Source organism: Clostridium sp. Marseille-QA1073, from assembly GCF_054863625.1.
In genome coordinates this window covers 69,766-88,924 of sequence record NZ_JBSVQM010000010.1, presented here as the reverse complement: position 1 = coordinate 88,924, position 19,159 = coordinate 69,766, and the positions used below count along the sequence as shown (strand labels likewise).

The 19,159-nt window shown below is 29.1% G+C and carries 14 protein-coding genes and 1 pseudogene; 10 read left to right on the top strand and 5 right to left on the bottom strand.

Annotated features, from left to right (window positions below; translation table 11 throughout):
- Window positions 1-397 precede the first annotated feature (397 nt).
- Window positions 398-2,068 (top strand): S8 family serine peptidase, encoded by a 1,671-nt coding sequence (locus ACY1IQ_RS11010; protein ID WP_461613965.1) that lies wholly within the window; start codon window positions 398-400, stop codon window positions 2,066-2,068.
- Between the two features lie 608 nt (window positions 2,069-2,676).
- Here the strand turns inward: ACY1IQ_RS11010 and ACY1IQ_RS11005 are convergent.
- Window positions 2,677-2,901 carry an IS66 family transposase gene (locus tag ACY1IQ_RS11005; RefSeq protein WP_461613964.1) on the bottom strand — a complete coding sequence of 75 codons (225 nt, stop codon included), beginning with the start codon at window positions 2,899-2,901 and terminating at the stop codon, window positions 2,677-2,679.
- 16 nt (window positions 2,902-2,917) lie between these two features.
- On the opposite strand from ACY1IQ_RS11005, the gene ACY1IQ_RS11000 reads away from it, so the two are divergent.
- From ACY1IQ_RS11000 to ACY1IQ_RS10990, 3 genes and pseudogenes are all read left to right on the top strand, one after another.
- Window positions 2,918-3,193, top strand: a complete 276-nt coding sequence (locus ACY1IQ_RS11000) for a hypothetical protein (protein ID WP_461613963.1) — start codon at window positions 2,918-2,920, stop codon at window positions 3,191-3,193.
- Window positions 3,130-4,229: pseudogene (locus tag ACY1IQ_RS10995) on the top strand (transposase). Before ACY1IQ_RS11000 ends, ACY1IQ_RS10995 begins: the two are co-directional and overlap by 64 nt.
- Window positions 4,220-4,552: a Tn3 family transposase gene (locus ACY1IQ_RS10990; RefSeq protein WP_461613962.1), complete on the top strand. Its 333-nt coding sequence runs from the start codon at window positions 4,220-4,222 to the stop codon at window positions 4,550-4,552. The pseudogene ACY1IQ_RS10995 and the gene ACY1IQ_RS10990 overlap by 10 nt, the downstream one beginning before the upstream one ends.
- Window positions 4,553-5,000: 448 nt before the next feature.
- On the opposite strand, the gene ACY1IQ_RS10985 is transcribed toward ACY1IQ_RS10990, so the two are convergent.
- Window positions 5,001-8,003, bottom strand: coding sequence for a vitamin B12-dependent ribonucleotide reductase (locus ACY1IQ_RS10985; protein ID WP_461613961.1), 3,003 nt, complete (start codon window positions 8,001-8,003; stop codon window positions 5,001-5,003).
- A 512-nt stretch (window positions 8,004-8,515) separates the two neighbouring features.
- Here ACY1IQ_RS10985 and ACY1IQ_RS10980 point away from each other — a divergent pair.
- From ACY1IQ_RS10980 to ACY1IQ_RS10960, 5 genes are all read left to right on the top strand, one after another.
- Entirely contained in the window at window positions 8,516-9,022 is a 507-nt protein-coding gene (locus tag ACY1IQ_RS10980; RefSeq protein WP_461613960.1) for a gamma carbonic anhydrase family protein, read from the top strand.
- Between the two features lie 168 nt (window positions 9,023-9,190).
- Window positions 9,191-9,697, top strand: a complete 507-nt coding sequence (locus tag ACY1IQ_RS10975; RefSeq protein WP_461613959.1) for a GAF domain-containing protein — start codon at window positions 9,191-9,193, stop codon at window positions 9,695-9,697.
- 10 nt (window positions 9,698-9,707) lie between these two features.
- Entirely contained in the window at window positions 9,708-10,547 is an 840-nt protein-coding gene (locus ACY1IQ_RS10970; RefSeq protein ID WP_461613958.1) for a CvfB family protein, read from the top strand.
- A gap of 226 nt (window positions 10,548-10,773) precedes the next feature.
- Window positions 10,774-12,564, top strand: a complete 1,791-nt coding sequence (locus ACY1IQ_RS10965) for a DUF2207 domain-containing protein (protein WP_461613957.1) — start codon at window positions 10,774-10,776, stop codon at window positions 12,562-12,564.
- Window positions 12,565-12,728: 164 nt separating this feature from the next.
- Window positions 12,729-13,553 carry an MBL fold metallo-hydrolase gene (locus ACY1IQ_RS10960; RefSeq protein WP_461613956.1) on the top strand — a complete coding sequence of 275 codons (825 nt, stop codon included), beginning with the start codon at window positions 12,729-12,731 and terminating at the stop codon, window positions 13,551-13,553.
- Between the two features lie 209 nt (window positions 13,554-13,762).
- On the opposite strand, the gene ACY1IQ_RS10955 is transcribed toward ACY1IQ_RS10960, so the two are convergent.
- The 3 genes from ACY1IQ_RS10955 to ACY1IQ_RS10945 all read right to left on the bottom strand — a co-directional run bounded on the left by ACY1IQ_RS10955 (window position 13,763) and on the right by ACY1IQ_RS10945 (window position 18,434).
- On the bottom strand, window positions 13,763-16,420 hold the full coding sequence (locus tag ACY1IQ_RS10955) for a cation-translocating P-type ATPase (protein ID WP_461613955.1): 2,658 nt from the start codon (window positions 16,418-16,420) through the stop codon (window positions 13,763-13,765).
- 940 nt (window positions 16,421-17,360) lie between these two features.
- A complete protein-coding gene (locus tag ACY1IQ_RS10950; protein ID WP_461613954.1) occupies window positions 17,361-17,897 on the bottom strand; it encodes a chromate transporter in 537 nt (178 codons plus the stop codon).
- A 3-nt stretch (window positions 17,898-17,900) separates the two neighbouring features.
- Window positions 17,901-18,434 carry a chromate transporter gene (locus tag ACY1IQ_RS10945; RefSeq protein WP_461613953.1) on the bottom strand — a complete coding sequence of 178 codons (534 nt, stop codon included), beginning with the start codon at window positions 18,432-18,434 and terminating at the stop codon, window positions 17,901-17,903.
- A 293-nt stretch (window positions 18,435-18,727) separates the two neighbouring features.
- On the opposite strand from ACY1IQ_RS10945, the gene ACY1IQ_RS10940 reads away from it, so the two are divergent.
- Entirely contained in the window at window positions 18,728-19,150 is a 423-nt protein-coding gene (locus ACY1IQ_RS10940) for a YaaR family protein (protein WP_461613952.1), read from the top strand.
- Window positions 19,151-19,159: the final 9 nt, after the last annotated feature.

Sequence of the window (19,159 nt, the reverse complement as noted above, 5' to 3'; positions counted from 1 at the left end):
TCCTGTAATGGCGTAAAAATGCGGTATGCTGTAGCTCCTTCGAGTATTCTATGCGGTTGCCACCAAAGGCTACGCGTATAAACCCGAGAAAATGATTGCGGATATCCACAGGAATCAGTCGCTGAAAGCGGCGTAATATTCATTACAGGAAGTGTCTCCCTGTTGCATTGTGGGGAGACTCATATGACTTCCGTTTAGCGGTATCTCCTAGAAAAATGCAGAGCCGGTAGTTGGTCAATGGTTTTAACCATCAGAGCTTGGACTCGGCATAGGGATGTATGACTAAGGATGGCACTGGAGGTTCACTCTACCTGCATCCAGCTTTGCATAACTTGCGAGATACTACGAAAACGGGCGATCAAGAGAAAAACTAAGATTATATAAGGAGAGAATAAAAATGAAGGTTGCATTGATTGATACTGGAATTTCTAAAAATGAAATTAACAACAGGTGTGAAGTAAGGCACTTTTCTTTATTTAAAGAAGCATTAATAGAAGAGTATAAGGAACCTGGAAAAAACCACGGACACGGCACAGATTGTTTCAAAGAAATAGTGTCAAATACTAAAAATAATGAAATACAAATACTTGATTTAAATATATCGGATGATTCTGGAAATTTACAGGTATTTAATATTATTTCTGCGATAGAAAAATCAATAGAGGAAAAAGTTGATATAATAAATATTAGTTTAGGATTAACTGCGTATTCGCAAGAATTATATGATATATGTGAAAAAGCTATACAAAATAATATTGTCATATTATCAGCTGCATCCCATGCTAATACCATATCATTTCCTGCTGATTTCAAAAACGTAATATGCGTAAAAGTAGATCAGCAACAAACAGAAAAAATTAAAACAATCGATTATACGACCGTTTCTATTTCAATGAGAGATCTTATAATGAAGGAAAAAGATACTGAATTTGATTTCAGTTCATCTAGTTTAGCGTGTGCTAGACTATGCGGCTATCTTTGTGATGATCTCAGCAATATGCCGTTAAATGATAAATTTAAAATACTATCCCGCAAATACAATATTAATCTTTATAGTTCGGATGATATTAGTTGCAATACTAATTTAAAAGAGAGCGGTATTCATGATATGTTATTAAATAATCGAGCGGCCGTTGTTCTATTCCCATCGAATTCACTCGAAAACGTGAATAAAGATTATATACATGAAAATATCGTAGCGTATTATGATCATGATAAATGTGATTTTTATAGTTTTAGAGATGGTAAGCCAAATAAAGATTTTGATGTAATAATAATATTAAATTCTGCATATTTTGATTTGGAAGTCCCCGTAACTATAAAAGAAAAGTATAGAAGCTATAAGATAATCTGTATAGGTAATTTTTTAAAAAGAGACGATAATAAATACCTGTATGACTATAGTGAATATAATTCTTCTGAGCTATCTATACTAGAAAAACCTGTTATCGCTATCACAAGTTTGTGCAGCGGATTAAATAAATCTGATATTCAGTTATCGTTGTTAAATAGTTTAAAACAAGATGGGCTAGATATTCAATCAGTTTCTAATAATCCAATAGGGGTACTCTACAATACAAATGTTTTTAATTTTCCAAACGAACTAAAATTCCCTAATATAGTTTATTCTATTAATAAATATATGTATCTTTCTGAAATTAATAAAGACATGGATGCATGGCTTATAAATATTGGGGGCGCAATAGGTCAAGTTAATAGCTTAAATACATACAACTTTGGTAAACTTGCTGATGCTTACTTTTCTGCCGCAAATATAGATGTAGCCATAATGTGTGTAAATCCTTCTATAGATGTTGCATATTTAAAATTACAGTTAGCACATTTATATAAGCATGGCATTGAAAAAATATTCATTGTTTTATCACATAATGATATTGATGCTTCAACTATAGATTATAGAGATGGCTTGCAGACCTATTATGTTGACAATACAAAATATTTTGATGCGTTTGAGTATTTAAAGAAAAATGTTGAAGAAAAAGTATTTACTTTGGATGATGTACAAAACGGCAAACTTTATAAAAATGTCATAGAAACATTAAGCTAAAATAAAGTCATGGCGGATAAGCATCAAAGATGCATTAAAGGATATAAATTTACGTAAGCGATTTAAAACATGACGTATGGAAAAAAGAAATCCGATGTAGTACATTGTACTTTAACGGAATTCTTTTTTGTTTTTCTTATTCTCAGCCTGCATCCCTCTGGTAATTTTTTCGACCACGGCAGGCATTGATCCAATAATTAGGGATAATTATTAAAATCAGTATCTGGCATCACAGTTTGCAGATACTTTATGTATTCATAAGCATTCAGCTCATTTGCACGGGTAGATTCTACAATCATATATAATACTGCGTTTGCAGTTGCTCCTTTTGGAGTATCGGCAAATAATCAGGCTCTTCTTGCAGTGGCAAAAGGTTTGATATTTGCTTCGCAAAGGTTATTGGAGAGTGATTGGAATCGACGAAGTTGTTTCGACCCACGACCAAAAGGCATCTAGGATAGCACGCGATGCTACCTGACGCTTGTTTTTCTTTTCTTCAAAAGAAGGATCCTTCATTTCTTCCTCTAGCTTGAATAAAAGATCAATTTCTTTCTCTTTGGTTCCCTTAGATCCAGGAATCTCCTTCCTCGATTGTCTAGAGGGATACTTTATATCATGTATCTACGACAATGAGCCCAACATAGATTTCTCTTTATATTGTCCACTTTCTCATAACCCGCATAAGCATCAGTGGTCAGATAAACATGATATCCTTCCATCCTTTTAGCTATAGAATACTTACTTAAATGCGAACCAAGAAAATCAGATTTTATTGCTGTTGAAGTTGATATATCATTTGTTAATGAAAAGTGGAAAAAGCTTATTAAATACATTGTCGGAGAAAAAGAAATGTTTGCTAGAAGATACTTTGAAATGTGCATTTTTTCTTATATAGCTTCTGAATTTAAAACTGGAGATATATATGCTGAAGAATCTGAAGAATATGCTGACTATAGAACACAATTACTTACTTGGGATGAATGTGAACCATTATTAGATATTACTGCAGAGAAATTAACCTTCCAACTAATAAACAAGATTTTATTGATAATTTTAAAAGTATGCTTAAGAAGAAGTGTGAATCTGCAGATAGAAATTATCCTGAAAATACTGAACTTGTTATAAATGATGATGGTAAAGTTACGCTCAAGAAAAAGAAAAGTACACAAGATAGGTCTAAAATTAAAGAATTTAAAAGACATGTTGAAAAACATATGCCAGAAAGAAATATCATGGAAATTCTTTGTAATATAGAGCGTTGGGTAAACTATACAAAATATTTTGGTCCAAACTCTGGCACAGAGCTTAAATTAAAAAATCCTAAGGAAAGATATATATTGTTAACTTTTGGATATGGTTCTAACATGGGCACTGCTCAAACTTCAAAGCATATTAGGGGTTCTATTACACCGCATATGATAAGTTTTACAAACAAAAGACATATTACAGAAGAAAAATTAGACAAAGCTCTAGCTGATGTTATTAATTTTTATAATAAGTTCTCATTACCTAAAATGTGGGGAAAAGTTAATGTAGTGGTAGCCGATGGAACGCAGCTAGATACTTAATCTCAAAACTTATTAGAAGAAAACCATATTAGATATGGGGGCATTAGAAATATAGCTTACAATCATGTTTCAGATACATACATAGCATTATTTAGTCATTTCATACCCTGCGGTGTATGGGAGGCGGTGTATATAATAGATGGGCTATTAAAATCTGATATTCAACCTGATACTGTCATGCTGATACCCAAGGACAATCAACACCAGTATTTGCATTAACGTATCTTTTAGGAATAAATCTAATCCCTAGAATACGGAATTGGAAAGATCTAAGATTTTTTAAAGTTAATAAAGATTTAGAATATCCCCATATAGAGGAATTATTTAATGACACAATTAACTGGACTATCATAGAAACCCACTATAAGGATTTATTTCAAGTTGTTTTATTAATTAGGTCTGGGAAGATACTGCCCTCTACGGTCCTTAGAAAACTTAATAATGACAGTAAAAAGAATAAGCTATACCAAGCATTTAGAGAACTTGGCAATGCAATAAGAACGATTTATCTACTGAAATTTATATCAAATGTGGAGCTAAGAGAAAAGATAACTGAAAGTACAAATAAAGTTGAAGCTTATAATTGGTTTTAAAATGGTTCTTCTCTGGAGGAGAAGGCATTATATGTGAAAATGATTCTGATGGACAAAATAAGATTATAAAATATAATGAATTATTAGCAAATGCAGTTATACTTCACAATGTAATTGACATAAATATTGCACTTGAAAAATTAGCTGCTGAAGGTGTGATTGTAATCAAAGAGGATATTAAGTCTTTGATCCCATATATGACAGCGCATATTAAAAGATTTGGAGAGTACATTATAGATTTAAATGAAATTCCTGATTCAATACATGAGATAGATATTAATAAAATTATAGAACCGGTAAATTTATGTAATTTTTTGTCATAAAGTTACCGGCTTTTACACATATCTCGGCTTCCACCCTAGTTCGGAGCAAGAATTAGTGGGCTTACACTAGTATTATGGAGATAAGCAATATAGTTAAAATATTGTTTAATACCGCAGATATAGCTCCTTAGCATACTGCACCTCAGGGGCTTCACCAATGGAGAATTCAAAATTGACAATTCAAAATTAAGGCTGAAATTATTTTTTAGCAAAATAATTTCTTTGAATATGTTTCTAACTAGCAATTATATTGCTAGTTATGTGGAGAGCATTGTTCAACGTTACAGATAAATAATTGTAAATTTCTCAGCGGTAGCTGAGAAATATCCACAATTGTCCATAGTCCATTGTCAATTTTCAATTGTTGAAGGGTGGAAATTAATGCTGAGAAATATCCATAATTGTGCATTATGAATTAGAAAAAGGAGTTCAACGAACTCCTTTTTTATTAGCTGCATCCTGTAGTAGTACCGCAATCTTGGCAAACTTTACAAGTACCATTCTTCACTAGTCTAGTGCTTGAGCAGTGAGAACAAACTTCGGAGTATATTCTTTCACCAGTAGTTAAATTATCATTCACTACTAAACTACTAGATATTTCACTTTGAGCAGCAAAATAGTTTCTTTTGCTTATCATCATTATATCTTCACTATCAGGCTTTACTTGGCAGCGAGAAAAATCTCCAAGTTCTATATCTATAACCTTACTAATTAAATCAGAAATAGAAGTTACATGCTTAATATATGGATGTTTTTGTACAAAACCATAAGGTTCATATTTTTGACCTCTTAACATTCTAGCAATATCCTGTGCAGGTACATGATATTGAAGCATAACGGAAATTGACTTTGATAGTGAGTTTAATAATCCAGTAATTATCGTTCCTTCTCTATCTGTTGTTATATAGATTTCTGTAATTGCACCTTGTTCATTTCTATTAACAGTAGTGTATATTTTAACATCCTCTATTTGCGCAGGATGAGTAGTGCCAACTCTTATGCCTTCAGGCTTCTCACGGGTTGAAATATTGGAATTTTTTTGTAATTCTTTAGCCTTTTCCAATAATTGAGCATAAGTTAAATCTTCAAGAGTAAGCTTTCTTTCAGAATTTAGAGTTGTATTTAATGGTTGGCTAGCTTTACATCCATCTCTATATAATGAAATTCCTTTCACTCCTAATTTCCAAGAATTAACAACAACATTCTTAAAATCATCTACTGTTGCATTCTTAGGCAAATTAACTGTTTTAGAAACAGCACCAGAAATCATAGGAGTTATACTTGCCATCATAAGAACGTGCCCCATAGGTCCTATAAATCTATTTCCACTTCCGCATTTGTTTGCAGTATCAAATATAGGAAGATGTTCTTCTTTAAGATGAGGTGCACCTTCAATTTTTCCATCTACAATTTTTTCATATTCTAAGCCATCTTCATCAACTATTTCTTTTCTTAGGATATAATCAATTATATCTTTGATTTCATTTTCATTATAACCTAGATTTTCAAGAGAAGCTTCTATAACTGGATTTACAATAGTCATAAATCCACCACCAGATAACTTTTTATATATAAAGTGAGAGAAATAAGGTTCAATAGATGTAGCTCCACAATCCATTGCAAAGGAGATAGTTCCTGTTGGTGCAATAACAGATACCTGAGAATTTCTATAACCATATACTTCTCCAAAGGATATAGCTTTAACCCAAAGCTCTTTTAAGGCTTTGCTTATATAATCTAATCCGTTATTAGTCAATATTTCATGATTTATTTCTACAGGAGTATAGTCTAAACCTTCATATTCAGAATCTATAGCTTTAGCTACTCTTGCATGATTTCTTATAACTCTTAACATATAATTTTTATTTATTTCATACTTCTCAAAAGCTCCTAATTTTTTAGCCATAAGTGCTGAAGTGATATAAGAGCTAGCTGTTAATATACCTATAATACTAGCAGAAAAGCTTCGAGATTCTTCAGAATCATATGGGTAACCCATAACCATAAGTAGTGAAGCTAAATTAGAAATTCCAAGTCCAGTAGATCTAAATAAATATGTTTTTCTAGCTATATCTTCTGTAGGAAATTGTCCCCAATGTATAGAAGCTTCAAGTGCTAATTGTACAAGTTTCACTAAATGAATATAACCTTCTAAATCAAAAACTTTATTTTTAACATCATAAAATTTATATACGTTTATTGATGCAAGATTACAGGAAGTGTCATCTAAGAAAGCATATTCTCCACAGGGATTTGTAGAGTTTATTCTATTATATTTTGCACCATATAAACCATCTTCTCCAGCGGGACAAGTATGCCATGCATTGAAAATATCATCAAACTGAGGTGCTGGATCAGCACATTTCCAAGCAGATAAATTGAAAGAATCCCATAATTCTTTAATTCTAACAGTTTTATTTACAGAATCATCTGTTCTTCCTTTAAGTTCAATGGTCTCATCTTCATTTTCTGAAAGATTAATAACTTTTTTCATAAATTCATTGCTTAGTCTAACAGAGTTATTTCCATTTTGTCCTGATACGGTTTCATATGCTTCACCTTCAAAGGTTGCATCATATCCCATTTTACCAAGAGCCCTTACTTTATCTTCTTCTTTAGCTTTCCATTCTATAAACTCAAATATCTCGGGATGGTCAATATCTAAGGCAACCATTTTAGCAGCACGTCTTGTAGTACCACCAGATTTTATAGCACCAGCATTTCTATCAAGGCCTTTTAAAAAACTCATAACTCCAGAAGAAATTCCTCCACCAGATAATTTTTCTCCTTTTGCTCTAATGGTAGAGTAATTTGTACCTGTACCAGAACCACCTTTAAATAATTTAGTTTCTGTAACATATTGTTCAGAAATAGAATGTTCTCCAAGTAACTTATCTTCTATAGAAAGTATAAAACAAGCAGAAGCTTGAGTACGAGTATACGCATCTTTACTTTTTACTACTTTAGCTTTTTTTTCATCATAGTAGAAAGTGTCTAAACTGTCTGTATCTATATTATAGGCATGTTTTAAGCCTGTATTAAACCATTGTGGAGAATTAGGTGCATACATTTGATTTAAAAAGCAGTATGCAAGTTCATCATATAAAATTTCTTTTTCATCTTCATTATTTATAAGTCCTTCATCAACTAAGGCATCACACCAAAAGTTTACTATTCTATGAACTATCATCTTTAAGCTGTTTTCGTATCCAACTTCATTAGGTACTAATGCTTTTTTAAAATACTTAGAGGCAATTATATCACAAGCATTTTGTGAGTAATCTTTAGGAAACTCTAAATCTTTCATATCAACTAATACTGTGTTAGTTTTATAATCTTTTATAAAAACATCAACCTTTTTCCATTCAAATAAATCGTAAACTGTTAAATCCGTATTTTCCGTTAAGGCTTTTGTGTAATATCTTTTTAAAAATTTCTTAATATCGTCCATAATATAATGCTAGAAAATATATTCCTAGCATGGTCACCTCCCGTATTTAAAATCAATTAAGTCGAAATAACACTATATATAGTTATATAATAGTTTATATGCACTATATGTGGTATTATATACCAAGATTATAATTTAATCAATAAAAATTATTATATAAAAATAAGAGGAAATAATTAAAAACTTCTGAAAATAGCTTTATAGCTTTATTTTTCAGAGACTAGCTTTTTTATATAATATTAACTAAAATAATATATAAGGCATCTTCAAAAAAATAATAGACCAGTATATTAGCCTATTTTCCATCATACTGCGTTGTTAGAACCCGCCCATAGCTCCACTATGAGTAGAACCTAACGCCTTGTCTGATAAAAAATATACTAACATCTTTGATCTATTATTTTCTTTCAGATGCCTAAAGCATATGGAAAAATAATTATTAGAATGCACTAGAATTATTTCTTTAAAAATGTGTAATATTAAATTTAGAGAAAATATAAGGAGAGAGAAATATGATTAAATCATTTAAGGGAATAAATCCTAATATACATGAGAGTTGCTTTATAGCAGAAAATGCAGCTATTATAGGAAATGTAGAAATAGGAGAAAATTCGAATATATGGTATGGTACAGTTTTAAGAGGAGACATGGATTGTTTAAAAGTAGGAAAAAATACAAATATACAAGATAATAGCACTGTACATAATGATCATAATACACCAACAAAGATAGGTGATAATGTTACTATAGGTCATAATAGTATTATTCATGGATGTAATATTGGAAATAATGTTTTAATAGGAATGGGCTCTATTATACTTAATAATTCTGAAATAGGAGAAAATACTATTATAGGAGCAGGAAGTTTAGTAACTCAAGGTAAAAAAATACCATCGGGAGTACTATGCATGGGATCTCCAGCAAAAGTTGTAAGAGAGTTAACAGAAGAAGAAATTGAACATATAAAAAAATCCGCAGAAATATATGTTCAAATGGGAATAGAACATAAACAAGGATAGTAATTCACAATGCACATTTCACAATTCACAATTGTGGATAATTCTCAGCAGAGCATGAGAATTTTTAAATTGAAGAAATAAATTATTAGTTTCTTAGCATTAGCTAAGAAATGTCCTAAATTATGCATTGTGCATTTTGAATTGTGAATTGAATTTTGGGGGCATAAAATGATAAAATTAGATAGTATAAATAAAATGACAAATGAACAGAAATATAGATATATGCTAACTCTTTTAGAAGGTCAGTTAAGCAGTGAAAGTGATGTTTTAGCAAACCTTTCAAATGCATCTGCGATTATTTATGCTCTTGTAGATGAAATTAATTGGAGTGGATTTTACTTTACTAGAGGAGACGAGTTAGTTTTAGGACCTTTTCAAGGTAGACCTGCTTGTAACAGAATAGCTTTTGGAAAAGGTGTTTGCGGCACAGCAGCAGAAAATAAAGAAATAAAAAGAATTGAAAATGTACATAGATTTCCAGGACATATAGCTTGTGACTCTGCTTCTAATTCAGAAATTGTAATACCTATAATTAACGATGGGATAGTTTATGGTGTTCTTGATATAGACAGTCCAATATTTAATAGATTTACTGAATTAGAAGAAAAGTACTTAGTTAAGTTTGTAGATAAGTTAAATGAATATGTAGATTGGGAAAAATTTTTGAAGAATTAGGAGATTATACATGATAAAAATTGGAGAAATAAATAAACTAAAAGTTGTAAGGATAGCGGAAATTGGATATTATTTAGATGGAAAAACTGATAATACCTCTGATGATATTTTATTACCAACAAAGAGTGCACTAGGCAATGAACTTCAGGTTGAAGATGAAGTAGAAGCTTTTATATACAGGGATTCTAAAGATAGAATGATTGCCACTATGAAAAATCCTTTAGCACAGATAGGAGAAATTGCTTATTTAGAGGTAGTAGACAATAGCAAAATAGGTGCTTTTATAAGCATAGGACTTGAAAGGGATGTACTAGTACCTTTTAAGGAAATTAAATATAAGCTAGAAGTAGGAAAAAAATACTTGTTTTATCTATACTTAGATAAAACTAATCGTTTAGCAGCTACCACTAACATAGATAAATATCTTCATGATACAAATAGCTATAACATAGGAGAAGAGGTTGAAGGAACTATATATGGATTCCAGACTAATGGAACAGCTATGATAGCTTTAGAAAACGTTTATAGGGGAGTAATACTTAAAAATGAGTATTATAATGACCTTAAAGCAGGAGAAACCATTAAGGTTAGGGTCAAAAGATATTATGAAGAAGGTCAAGTTGGTGTAACCTCAAGAAAAAGTAGGTTAGTAGAAAAAGAAGATTTAGAAACTGTTATATTAGATTATTTAAAGAAAAATAATGGAGCAATGAAATTAAATGATAAATCATCACCAGAGGATATACAAAGCACTTTTAATACAAGCAAAAATGCTTTTAAAAGAGCTTTAGGTGGGCTTATGAAAAGAAATCTAATAATACAAGATGAAAACGGAACAAAACTAATATAAATAAGAGAAATCATCATGGCATCATGATGATTTTTCACTTTTTTAAAATTTATGAAAAATATTTATAGAGTATAAGAATCTAAATTTTCTATAAAGGATATAAAAGAGGAATTAAAAATAATTTATTGAAACTATATATAATTAGGTTTTAGGAGAAATCTTTAAATTTCAAAGAAATTTAATCTATTAAGTTATTTTTTCTAGCAATAGTGATTGAGGTGAGTAAATGAATAGCAAAAAATTAACAATAAATTTATTTAAAGTTTTTAGCTTAATGTTAATATTTATAATTTCAACCTCTATGGTTGTTTATGCCAATGACAAAAAGGTTAAAATTAATGAATTACATTCTACAGTTAATATTTTAAAGGATGGATCATTAAAGGTTGAAGAAACATTAATGATGGATTTCAGTGGAAAATTTAATGGGGCTTTTAAAGATATTTCTATAAAAGGGACAAACGGTATTAAAGATTTAAAAGTTTTTCTTATAGAAGATGATGTAGAAAAAGAATTTAAATATAGTGAAAAGGCTAAAAATGGAGATAACTTTCTTTATGAAATAGAAGAGGAAAATAAAAATTTATTTAGGATTAAATTATATATTCCATCAAGAAACGTAAAAAGAAAAATTAAGCTTAGTTATACATTATCTGACGTAACGACGTTATATAATGATGTTGGAGAGCTATATTATAATTTTTGGGATAAAGGTTATAAAAGTGAGATAGACAGCTTTAATGGAGTAATAGTGCTTCCTAAAGAGATATCAGAGAAAGATATTAAGGCATTTTTTGATACAGGGGATGGATTTCCTAAAGCTAAAATTGAAAATAATAAAATAATATTTGAAGCAACAGATATTAAAAAAGATATGTATCTTACTGGAAGAGTTTTATTTCCAAAAGATATTTTAATAAGCTCCACTAAAACTGAAAATAAAGATGGATTAACAGAAATACTACAAAAAGAAGAAAGAAAAAGGTTAGACTATGAAAAGAAAGTGGAAACTAATAAAAAGATTAAAAAAGGTGTCGATTTTCTAGTTTATATATTTTTAATTATAGGATTAACGCTTATTATTTTTTATATGAAAATTACAAAAAGAATTGTAAAAACTGAAAATCTTAATGAATTTCCAGAAAAATGTAGTCCTGCTATACTGTCAAGATTCTATAATGGAACAGTTACAACTAAAGAGTTTATAACTACCTTATTAGACTTGAATAGAAGAGGATTTATAGAGTTAGAGGACAATACAGTAGGAAAAAACGAGGATTATAAAATAATAGTCTTAGATAAGCCCTATGAGAAGCTTTTATCTCATGAACAGTATCTAATAGATTGGTTGATAGATATAAGCAATTATAATAATGAAATAACTATGAAAGAGATAGAAAGAATCGCCAAAGATAAAGAAAAAGGTATTAATTTTACGATAAGTTATCATAAATGGGTAAAAAAAGTAAATGATTTAGCGAAAGATAATAATTATTTTGATAAAAGCAATAGAAAATATGGAGTTCTATATATAACTTTATCTGTTATTGCGTTTATTATATCAATCATATCCTTAATTAATGGAAATATTATAGCTATATTATCACTTATAATTAGTGTAATTATATTTGTATTGGGCATAGGGTTAATAATAAGATTAAGCAATTACGGATATAGTGAAAAAATGAAATGGAAAAAAGTAAAAACGAGCTTTGAAGATAAAGACTTAGGTTCAATGGCTATGATGTATCCTTTAGATGAATACCTACCTTATATGATAACTTTAAATGTTAGCAGAAAAAGACTTGAAGAGTTTAGAAAGTTTGCATTGACTTCATCAATATATGCTACTAATATGTGGCTTATAAATTATCTTAACTTTGATAATTTTACAACCACAAATTCATTTATATACTATGGATCTTATGGCATCTTTTCCAGTACAGTAGACTATAACGGCGGTAGTTCAACTGGAGGTGGCGGTGGCTGTAGTGGCGGCGGAGCAGGTGGATTTTAATAAAAAATTAAGAATAAGATAAAGATTAATTTTACTAACAGATTTCTAGATATAATTTTCATAACAAGAAATAGCTATATTATAAGGATTAATCATTATAATATATATAAATAAAATATAATATATTAAATTGTAAAGAATTTTAACATAAAAAGGAGTATTATATGGAGGTTACAGCATTATTAGAAAATAAGGCACTATCTTCACAATATCACAGTAAACATGGATTATGTATACACATAAAGACTGAAAAGCATAATATACTATTTGATGTTGGACCTAATAATTTATTTATAAGAAATGCTATGAAATTAAATATAGATATTTCTGAAGTAGATATTGTTGTAATATCACATGGACATAAAGATCATGGCGGAGGACTAAAAGAATTTTTAAAAGTAAACAATAAGGCAAAAATTTATATTCATAAAAATGCTTTTGATAAGTACTATAGTAATGTTTTAGGATTGTTTAAATATTATATAGGTTTAGATAAAACTCTAAGAGAAAATGATAGAATTATCTTAGTTGATGATTTTTATAAAATAGATGATGAGCTTATTATTTTTAGCAAAATAAGGTCAAATAAGATGATACCAACATCAAATAAGAATTTATATGTAAAAGAAGGGAATTTGTTTGTTCATGATAAATTTAATCATGAGCAAAATCTTATAATTACATCTGATAATAAGAACTATCTTTTTGCAGGCTGTGCTCATCGTGGAATAGTCAATATATTAGAAGAGGCTGAAGATATTACTGAGAAAAGTATAGATTTTGTTATTGGAGGTTTTCATTTGTTTAATCCTATATTTAGTAAATGTGTAAATGTAGAATTGATAAATGATATTGGAAAATATTTAGATGGGAAGAAATCAATATATTATACATGTCATTGTACTAGCGAGAAAGCATATGAACAATTAAAGGGAATATTATATGATCGGATTAATTATTTATGTTCTGGTCAGGCAATTTTAATATAATTTGGATTCTTTATATATAAATTAGCTTAAATTAATGAATGAAGTGATAATTAGAGATACTCTAAGATAAAGTAGTAGTTTAGATTATCATTAATAAATTCTAAAAATAAATAACTAATATCCTAGATTTTAAGTACTAAGGGATTAAAAATTAGTAGTGATGAAGGTTAAATTATAGCCAATAAATAATTAAAAAGGAAGCCTAGAATTTAGGCTTCCTTTTTAATTAGTAGTCTTCTTATTACTTTAACAATTTCATTAAATACTAATGGTACTAAACTTAGCATGAATACGAATTCCCAATCACTAATTGTAAGCTTATATACTCCAAATAAATTTGCTATTGGAGTAAAGGATATTACTATTAATTGAAGTAAAAATCCTAGTATTATAGCACCAATTAAATACATATTTGAAAATAATCCTATTTGGAATATAGATTTAGTTTCATTTCTCATATTTAATGAGTGAATTAATTGGGTTCCACTTAAAACTGTAAAAGCTAGTGTTTGAGCATGGATTAAAACTTGTTTAGGCATAGCTGATAATGAAACATCTGAACCACCATAAGTTTTAGCACCATATACGAAAGCAATTAAAGTTAAGGAACCTATTAGAATTCCATTAATTATTAAGCTTAAAATTGCTCCTTTAAATATACTTGATTTAGGATTACGTGGTTTTCTATTCATTACATCTTTATCCCCTGGGTCCATACCTAGTGCTAATGCAGGGAAAGTATCTGTAATTAAGTTAACCCATAATATATGAGTTGCATTAAGTGGAGTAGCCCATCCTAAAAGTATGGCAAGGAATAGGGAAACAATTTCTCCTGCATTACAAGAGATTAAAAATACCACAGACTTTTTGATATTATTAAATATATTCCTACCTTCTTTTATAGCTGATACTATAGTAGAAAAATTATCGTCTGTTAATATCATATCAGAGGCACCTTTAGCTACATCCGTTCCTGTAATACCCATTGCAACTCCTATGTCAGCAGCTTTTAATGAAGGAGCATCATTAACACCGTCGCCAGTCATAGATACTATATTTCCTTTTGACTTAAAAGCTTTAACAATTTTAACCTTATGTTCAGGTGAAACTCTTGCAAATACTCGTAAGTTATCTATTTTATTGGATAATTCTTCATCAGATAATTTATCAAGGTCAGCTCCTGAAATAACTTCATTGATGTCATTTACAATTTCTAAATCTTTTGCTATAGCAAAAGCGGTATTTTTATGGTCACCAGTAATCATTATAGTTTTTATACCAGACTTTTTACATAGAGCAATGGAATCTTTAACTTCAAGTCTAGGAGGATCAATCATTCCAACTAAACCTATAAAAGTTAAATTGTTTTCCAAATCATCAATTTCAATATCAGTTGAAGGAATAACTTTATAAGCACAACCTAAAACTCTTAGGGCATTATCAGACATATCATAGGCTGATTTTAGAAAAGTATCTTTTAATTCATCAGTTAAAGGTATTATTTCATTATTTATATAAGCATTAGTACAGAGATTTAATAAGTTGTCTGTAGCACCCTTAGTCATGACGTAATATTCGTTATCGTATTTGTTTACTGTGGTCATTAGTTTTCTATCAGAATCAAAAGGAACTTCATCAACTCTTTTATGTGAAGATTCTAACTCTTCTTTATAGATATTGAACATATTTCCTGCTTCTAGTAATGCTATCTCAGTTGGGTCACCGGTTTTTGAATTTTCTCTAGCTGTAGCATCATTACAAAGTACCATATTTTCTATTAATAACTTGTGTATAGGATTATTTATATTTAATTTATCTATATTGTCTAAGATGTTATCAGAGTAAAATTTTACTACTGTCATTTTATTTTGAGTTAGTGTACCAGTTTTATCTGAACAAATTATATTTACTGAGCCTAAAGTTTCAACAGCAGGAAGTTTTCTAATTATAGCATTTTGCTTTATCATTTTTTGAACACCAATAGCAAGCACTATTGTAACTATAGCAGGAAGGCCCTCAGGAATTGCTGCTACTGCTAAACTTATAGAGGTCATAAACATTTCAAGTGTATCTCTACCTTGAATTAAGCCTATTATAAACATAGCAATACATATACCTATAGCTGCAAATCCTAAAATCTTTCCTAATTCTTCAAGTTTTTTCTGAAGTGGAGTTTGTTCATTTTCACTTTCATCAAGCATTTTTGCTATTTTACCAATTTCAGTATTCATTCCTGTACCAACAGCTATACCTATTCCTCTACCATAAGTAGCTAAAGTAGACATGAATGCCATATTTTTTTGATCGCCTAAAGAAATATCATCGCTAGTTATTAAAATATTTGCATCTTTATCAACAGGGACAGATTCTCCTGTAAGGGCAGATTCTTCAATTTTAAGATTTGCACTTTCAATCAATCTTAAATCACAGGGAATATATCTTCCAGCATCTATAATAATTACATCTCCTGGAACAACCTCCTCGGAAGGTATTTCTCTAAGTTCACTATCTCTTTTAACTATAGCTTTAGGTGTAGAGAGTTGTTTCAGTGCATCTAGTGCTTTTTCAGCTTTAGCTTCTTGAATCATTCCTACTAAGGCATTAATTAGTATAACAACTCCAATGATAATAGTATCACTAACTTCTCCTACAACAGCAGATAGTATTGCAGCAGCAATTAATATATAGATTAAAATATCTTGAAGTTGGGAAAAAAACATTTGGATTTTAGTTTTAGGTTTTTTTGTTGCGAATTTATTTAACCCAAACTGTTTTTTTTTCTCTTCAACTTCTGCAGACGTCAGGCCGGTAATACTATTGGTTTGAAACTCTTTTAAAACTTCTTCTGAACTTTTGCTAAACCACATTAAAAATCACCTCTAAAACATATTATCCACAAAATATACAAAAATTATTATTGTGGAATATAATTATAAAATTTCAAATAACTGTTATTACAGAAAATATTATAACATAATATGGTTTTAAATACAATATATAATTTGAAATAAATGTAAATATTGTTATTATTTTAAAAAGCTTTTTAACCCTATAAATTATACATATTAGGATAAAAGAGCATTTAGGCATCTTCAAAAATAATATATCAGTATCTTAGCCTATTTTCCATCATACTGCGTTATCAGAACCCGCCCATAGCACCACTATGAGCGTAATCTGATGCCTTGTCTGATATGAGGCATATTCAAAAAATACCTAGTTAGTATACTCATCTATTTTGCATCATACTGCGTCGTCAGAACTCCATGATAGCTAAACTATCATGAAAACCTGTCTCCTTTTCTGATGCAAAATATATTTCGAATCTTTAACTAGCTATTTTCTTTCATATGCCTAAAATATTACTAGCATCCTTGGCCTATTATTTTCTTTCAGATGTCTTAAATCAATTTATGTTATGAAATAAATAATTATGCAAAAATGATCTCAATATAGAGAGCTAATATAAAAGTTTAAAATGTACTTTGGAAAATAAATTTTTTATAAAAATAGCTTAAATCCTTAGAAAGTAAGAATTGATAGTTAAGAATGAAGAATTTAGGATGAAATTCACCTTTAGTAAATTTCTTAAAATAAAATTTATTAAAAAAACTCCAAAGCTTCGGCTATGGAGTTTTAACCATAATTCTTTATTATTTATTCTTAATTTTTAATTCATAGTAAAAATTTTATTATAGAAATCAAAATCGTGCATAAGTTAAATTTTCATTATGGAACCCTATAGCCTAAAATATTAACAACTATTTTATTTAAGATGATCTATATAGTAATTTTTACAAGACTTAACTAAAGTGGTAATATTCCATAGAATACTATTCCTAAAATTCCTGAAATAACTATTATTAATATTGGATGAATTTTAGTTTTTATTAGCATTAGTCCAATTATAAAGGCTATGATTATGCTTTTAAAGTCTATGTAAGAAGTGCGCCCAAGAGATAAGAATACGGATATTATTAAGCCTATAAGTGCAGGTCTCATGCCTAAAAGAGCAGAAGTCAATAAATCTGACTCTTTAAATTTCTGAAAGAAGAAGTAAGCTAATGTCACTAAAATAAAGGAAGTAGTTATAACACCTACAGTAGCAACTATGCTTCCTAAAACACCATAAACTCTATATCCTACAAAAGTGGCAGAATTTATAGCTACTGGGCCTGGTGTCATTTGAGAAATTCCAATTATATCTATAAATTCAGTGTAACTAATCCAGCTATTGTTTGTTACTATTTCTTTTTCAATTAAGGATAACATTGCGTAACCACCACCAAATCCAAAGGTACCAATCTTTAGAAATGCTAAATATAATTTAAAGAGTATATGCAATTGTTACACCTTCTTTCTGTTTGCAATAATACCGTAAATTGCTGACAGTAATATAATTATTACAGGGTTTACATTAAATATAGTAATTGCAAGTATTGTTATAACTATTATTACGATATTTATATAATTTTTATTAAGGGACTTACTAAGGCTTATTATTGCCACTAGAATTAATAAAGGCACTGCAGCATTAATTCCTTTAAATATCAATTCAACAGTATAGAGATTTCTAAACTTTGCAAAGAACATAGCAATTAGAAGTATTATAAAAAAGGAGGGAAGTGTTACACCAAGTAAGCCTAAAATAGCACCAGGAAAATTACCTATTTTATAACCTATAAATGTACAACTATTTATGGCTAAAGCACCTGGAAAAGTTTGAGAGATAACGATTATATCTAAAAATTCTTCTTTAGTAAGCCAGTTATGTTTATCCACTACTTCTTTTTCAATTAGAGGAATCATTGCATATCCACCACCGAAAGTAAAGCTTCCAATTTTGAAAAAAGTAATAAACATTTGTAGAAGTTTTTTCATACTTATTATCACCACACCTTTAGAATATTTTAGTATATAAAAATATAAAATCTATTTAAATTGAAATTATTATGTTCGTAAAATTATAATAATAAATATTTAATATTTGCAAATTGACGATAAAAAATTCGCGATTTAAAAACTGTGGCTTCATTATACTTTTTTTATTATACTCTCACTATTCTTAATAATCAAACAAATTGAATTTAGCCTTAAAGAATATAATATTATTACGATATAATTATTATAAGAGAATAAAGAGTCTTCAAAAATAGTCATTAGGAGGTATTTAAATGGAAATATCTAAATTAGGAAGAACTACTCCAATAAAGACAGAAGGGGTTACTATAAATAAACATAATGACTTTTCAAGAAATTTTAATTTTGCACGTCAAAAAAAGTCAGAAGAACAATTAAAACAAATGTTAAAAAATATAAAATCTAAGGGAAGCAAATTAGTGGTAACCAAATGTTATGCTGATGTTAGAGCTTATAAGAGAGAAATAAAAGAATATTTAGAATCTGTACTTGCTTTTATGTATTCAGTTAAAAAAGATATAAGCTTTTGGCAAACTCAATATTTTATTACTGTAGAAACTGTGGATAAAAAACTAGAAGAACTTACAGAAATGTTATTAAGTGAAGAAAAAGAAACTTTAAATATAGCAAGCACTATTGATGAAATAACAGGGCTTATTGTAGACATATATAAGTAAAACGAAATG

What these genes read in the sequence shown, in the direction of transcription:
- ACY1IQ_RS11005 (WP_461613964.1), bottom strand. Translation starts at nt 2,901, where the DNA reads ATGTATTTAATAAGCTTTTTCCACTTTTCATTAACAAATGATATATCA.
- ACY1IQ_RS10985 (WP_461613961.1), bottom strand. Translation starts at nt 8,003, where the DNA reads ATGGACGATATTAAGAAATTTTTAAAAAGATATTACACAAAAGCCTTA.
- ACY1IQ_RS10940 (WP_461613952.1), top strand. Translation starts at nt 18,728, where the DNA reads ATGGAAATATCTAAATTAGGAAGAACTACTCCAATAAAGACAGAAGGG.
- ACY1IQ_RS10975 (WP_461613959.1), top strand. Translation starts at nt 9,191, where the DNA reads ATGATAAAATTAGATAGTATAAATAAAATGACAAATGAACAGAAATAT.
- ACY1IQ_RS11010 (WP_461613965.1), top strand. Translation starts at nt 398, where the DNA reads ATGAAGGTTGCATTGATTGATACTGGAATTTCTAAAAATGAAATTAAC.
- ACY1IQ_RS10965 (WP_461613957.1), top strand. Translation starts at nt 10,774, where the DNA reads ATGAATAGCAAAAAATTAACAATAAATTTATTTAAAGTTTTTAGCTTA.
- ACY1IQ_RS10980 (WP_461613960.1), top strand. Translation starts at nt 8,516, where the DNA reads ATGATTAAATCATTTAAGGGAATAAATCCTAATATACATGAGAGTTGC.
- ACY1IQ_RS10955 (WP_461613955.1), bottom strand. Translation starts at nt 16,420, where the DNA reads ATGTGGTTTAGCAAAAGTTCAGAAGAAGTTTTAAAAGAGTTTCAAACC.
- ACY1IQ_RS10970 (WP_461613958.1), top strand. Translation starts at nt 9,708, where the DNA reads ATGATAAAAATTGGAGAAATAAATAAACTAAAAGTTGTAAGGATAGCG.
- ACY1IQ_RS10945 (WP_461613953.1), bottom strand. Translation starts at nt 18,434, where the DNA reads ATGAAAAAACTTCTACAAATGTTTATTACTTTTTTCAAAATTGGAAGC.
- ACY1IQ_RS11000 (WP_461613963.1), top strand. Translation starts at nt 2,918, where the DNA reads ATGTTTGCTAGAAGATACTTTGAAATGTGCATTTTTTCTTATATAGCT.
- ACY1IQ_RS10960 (WP_461613956.1), top strand. Translation starts at nt 12,729, where the DNA reads ATGGAGGTTACAGCATTATTAGAAAATAAGGCACTATCTTCACAATAT.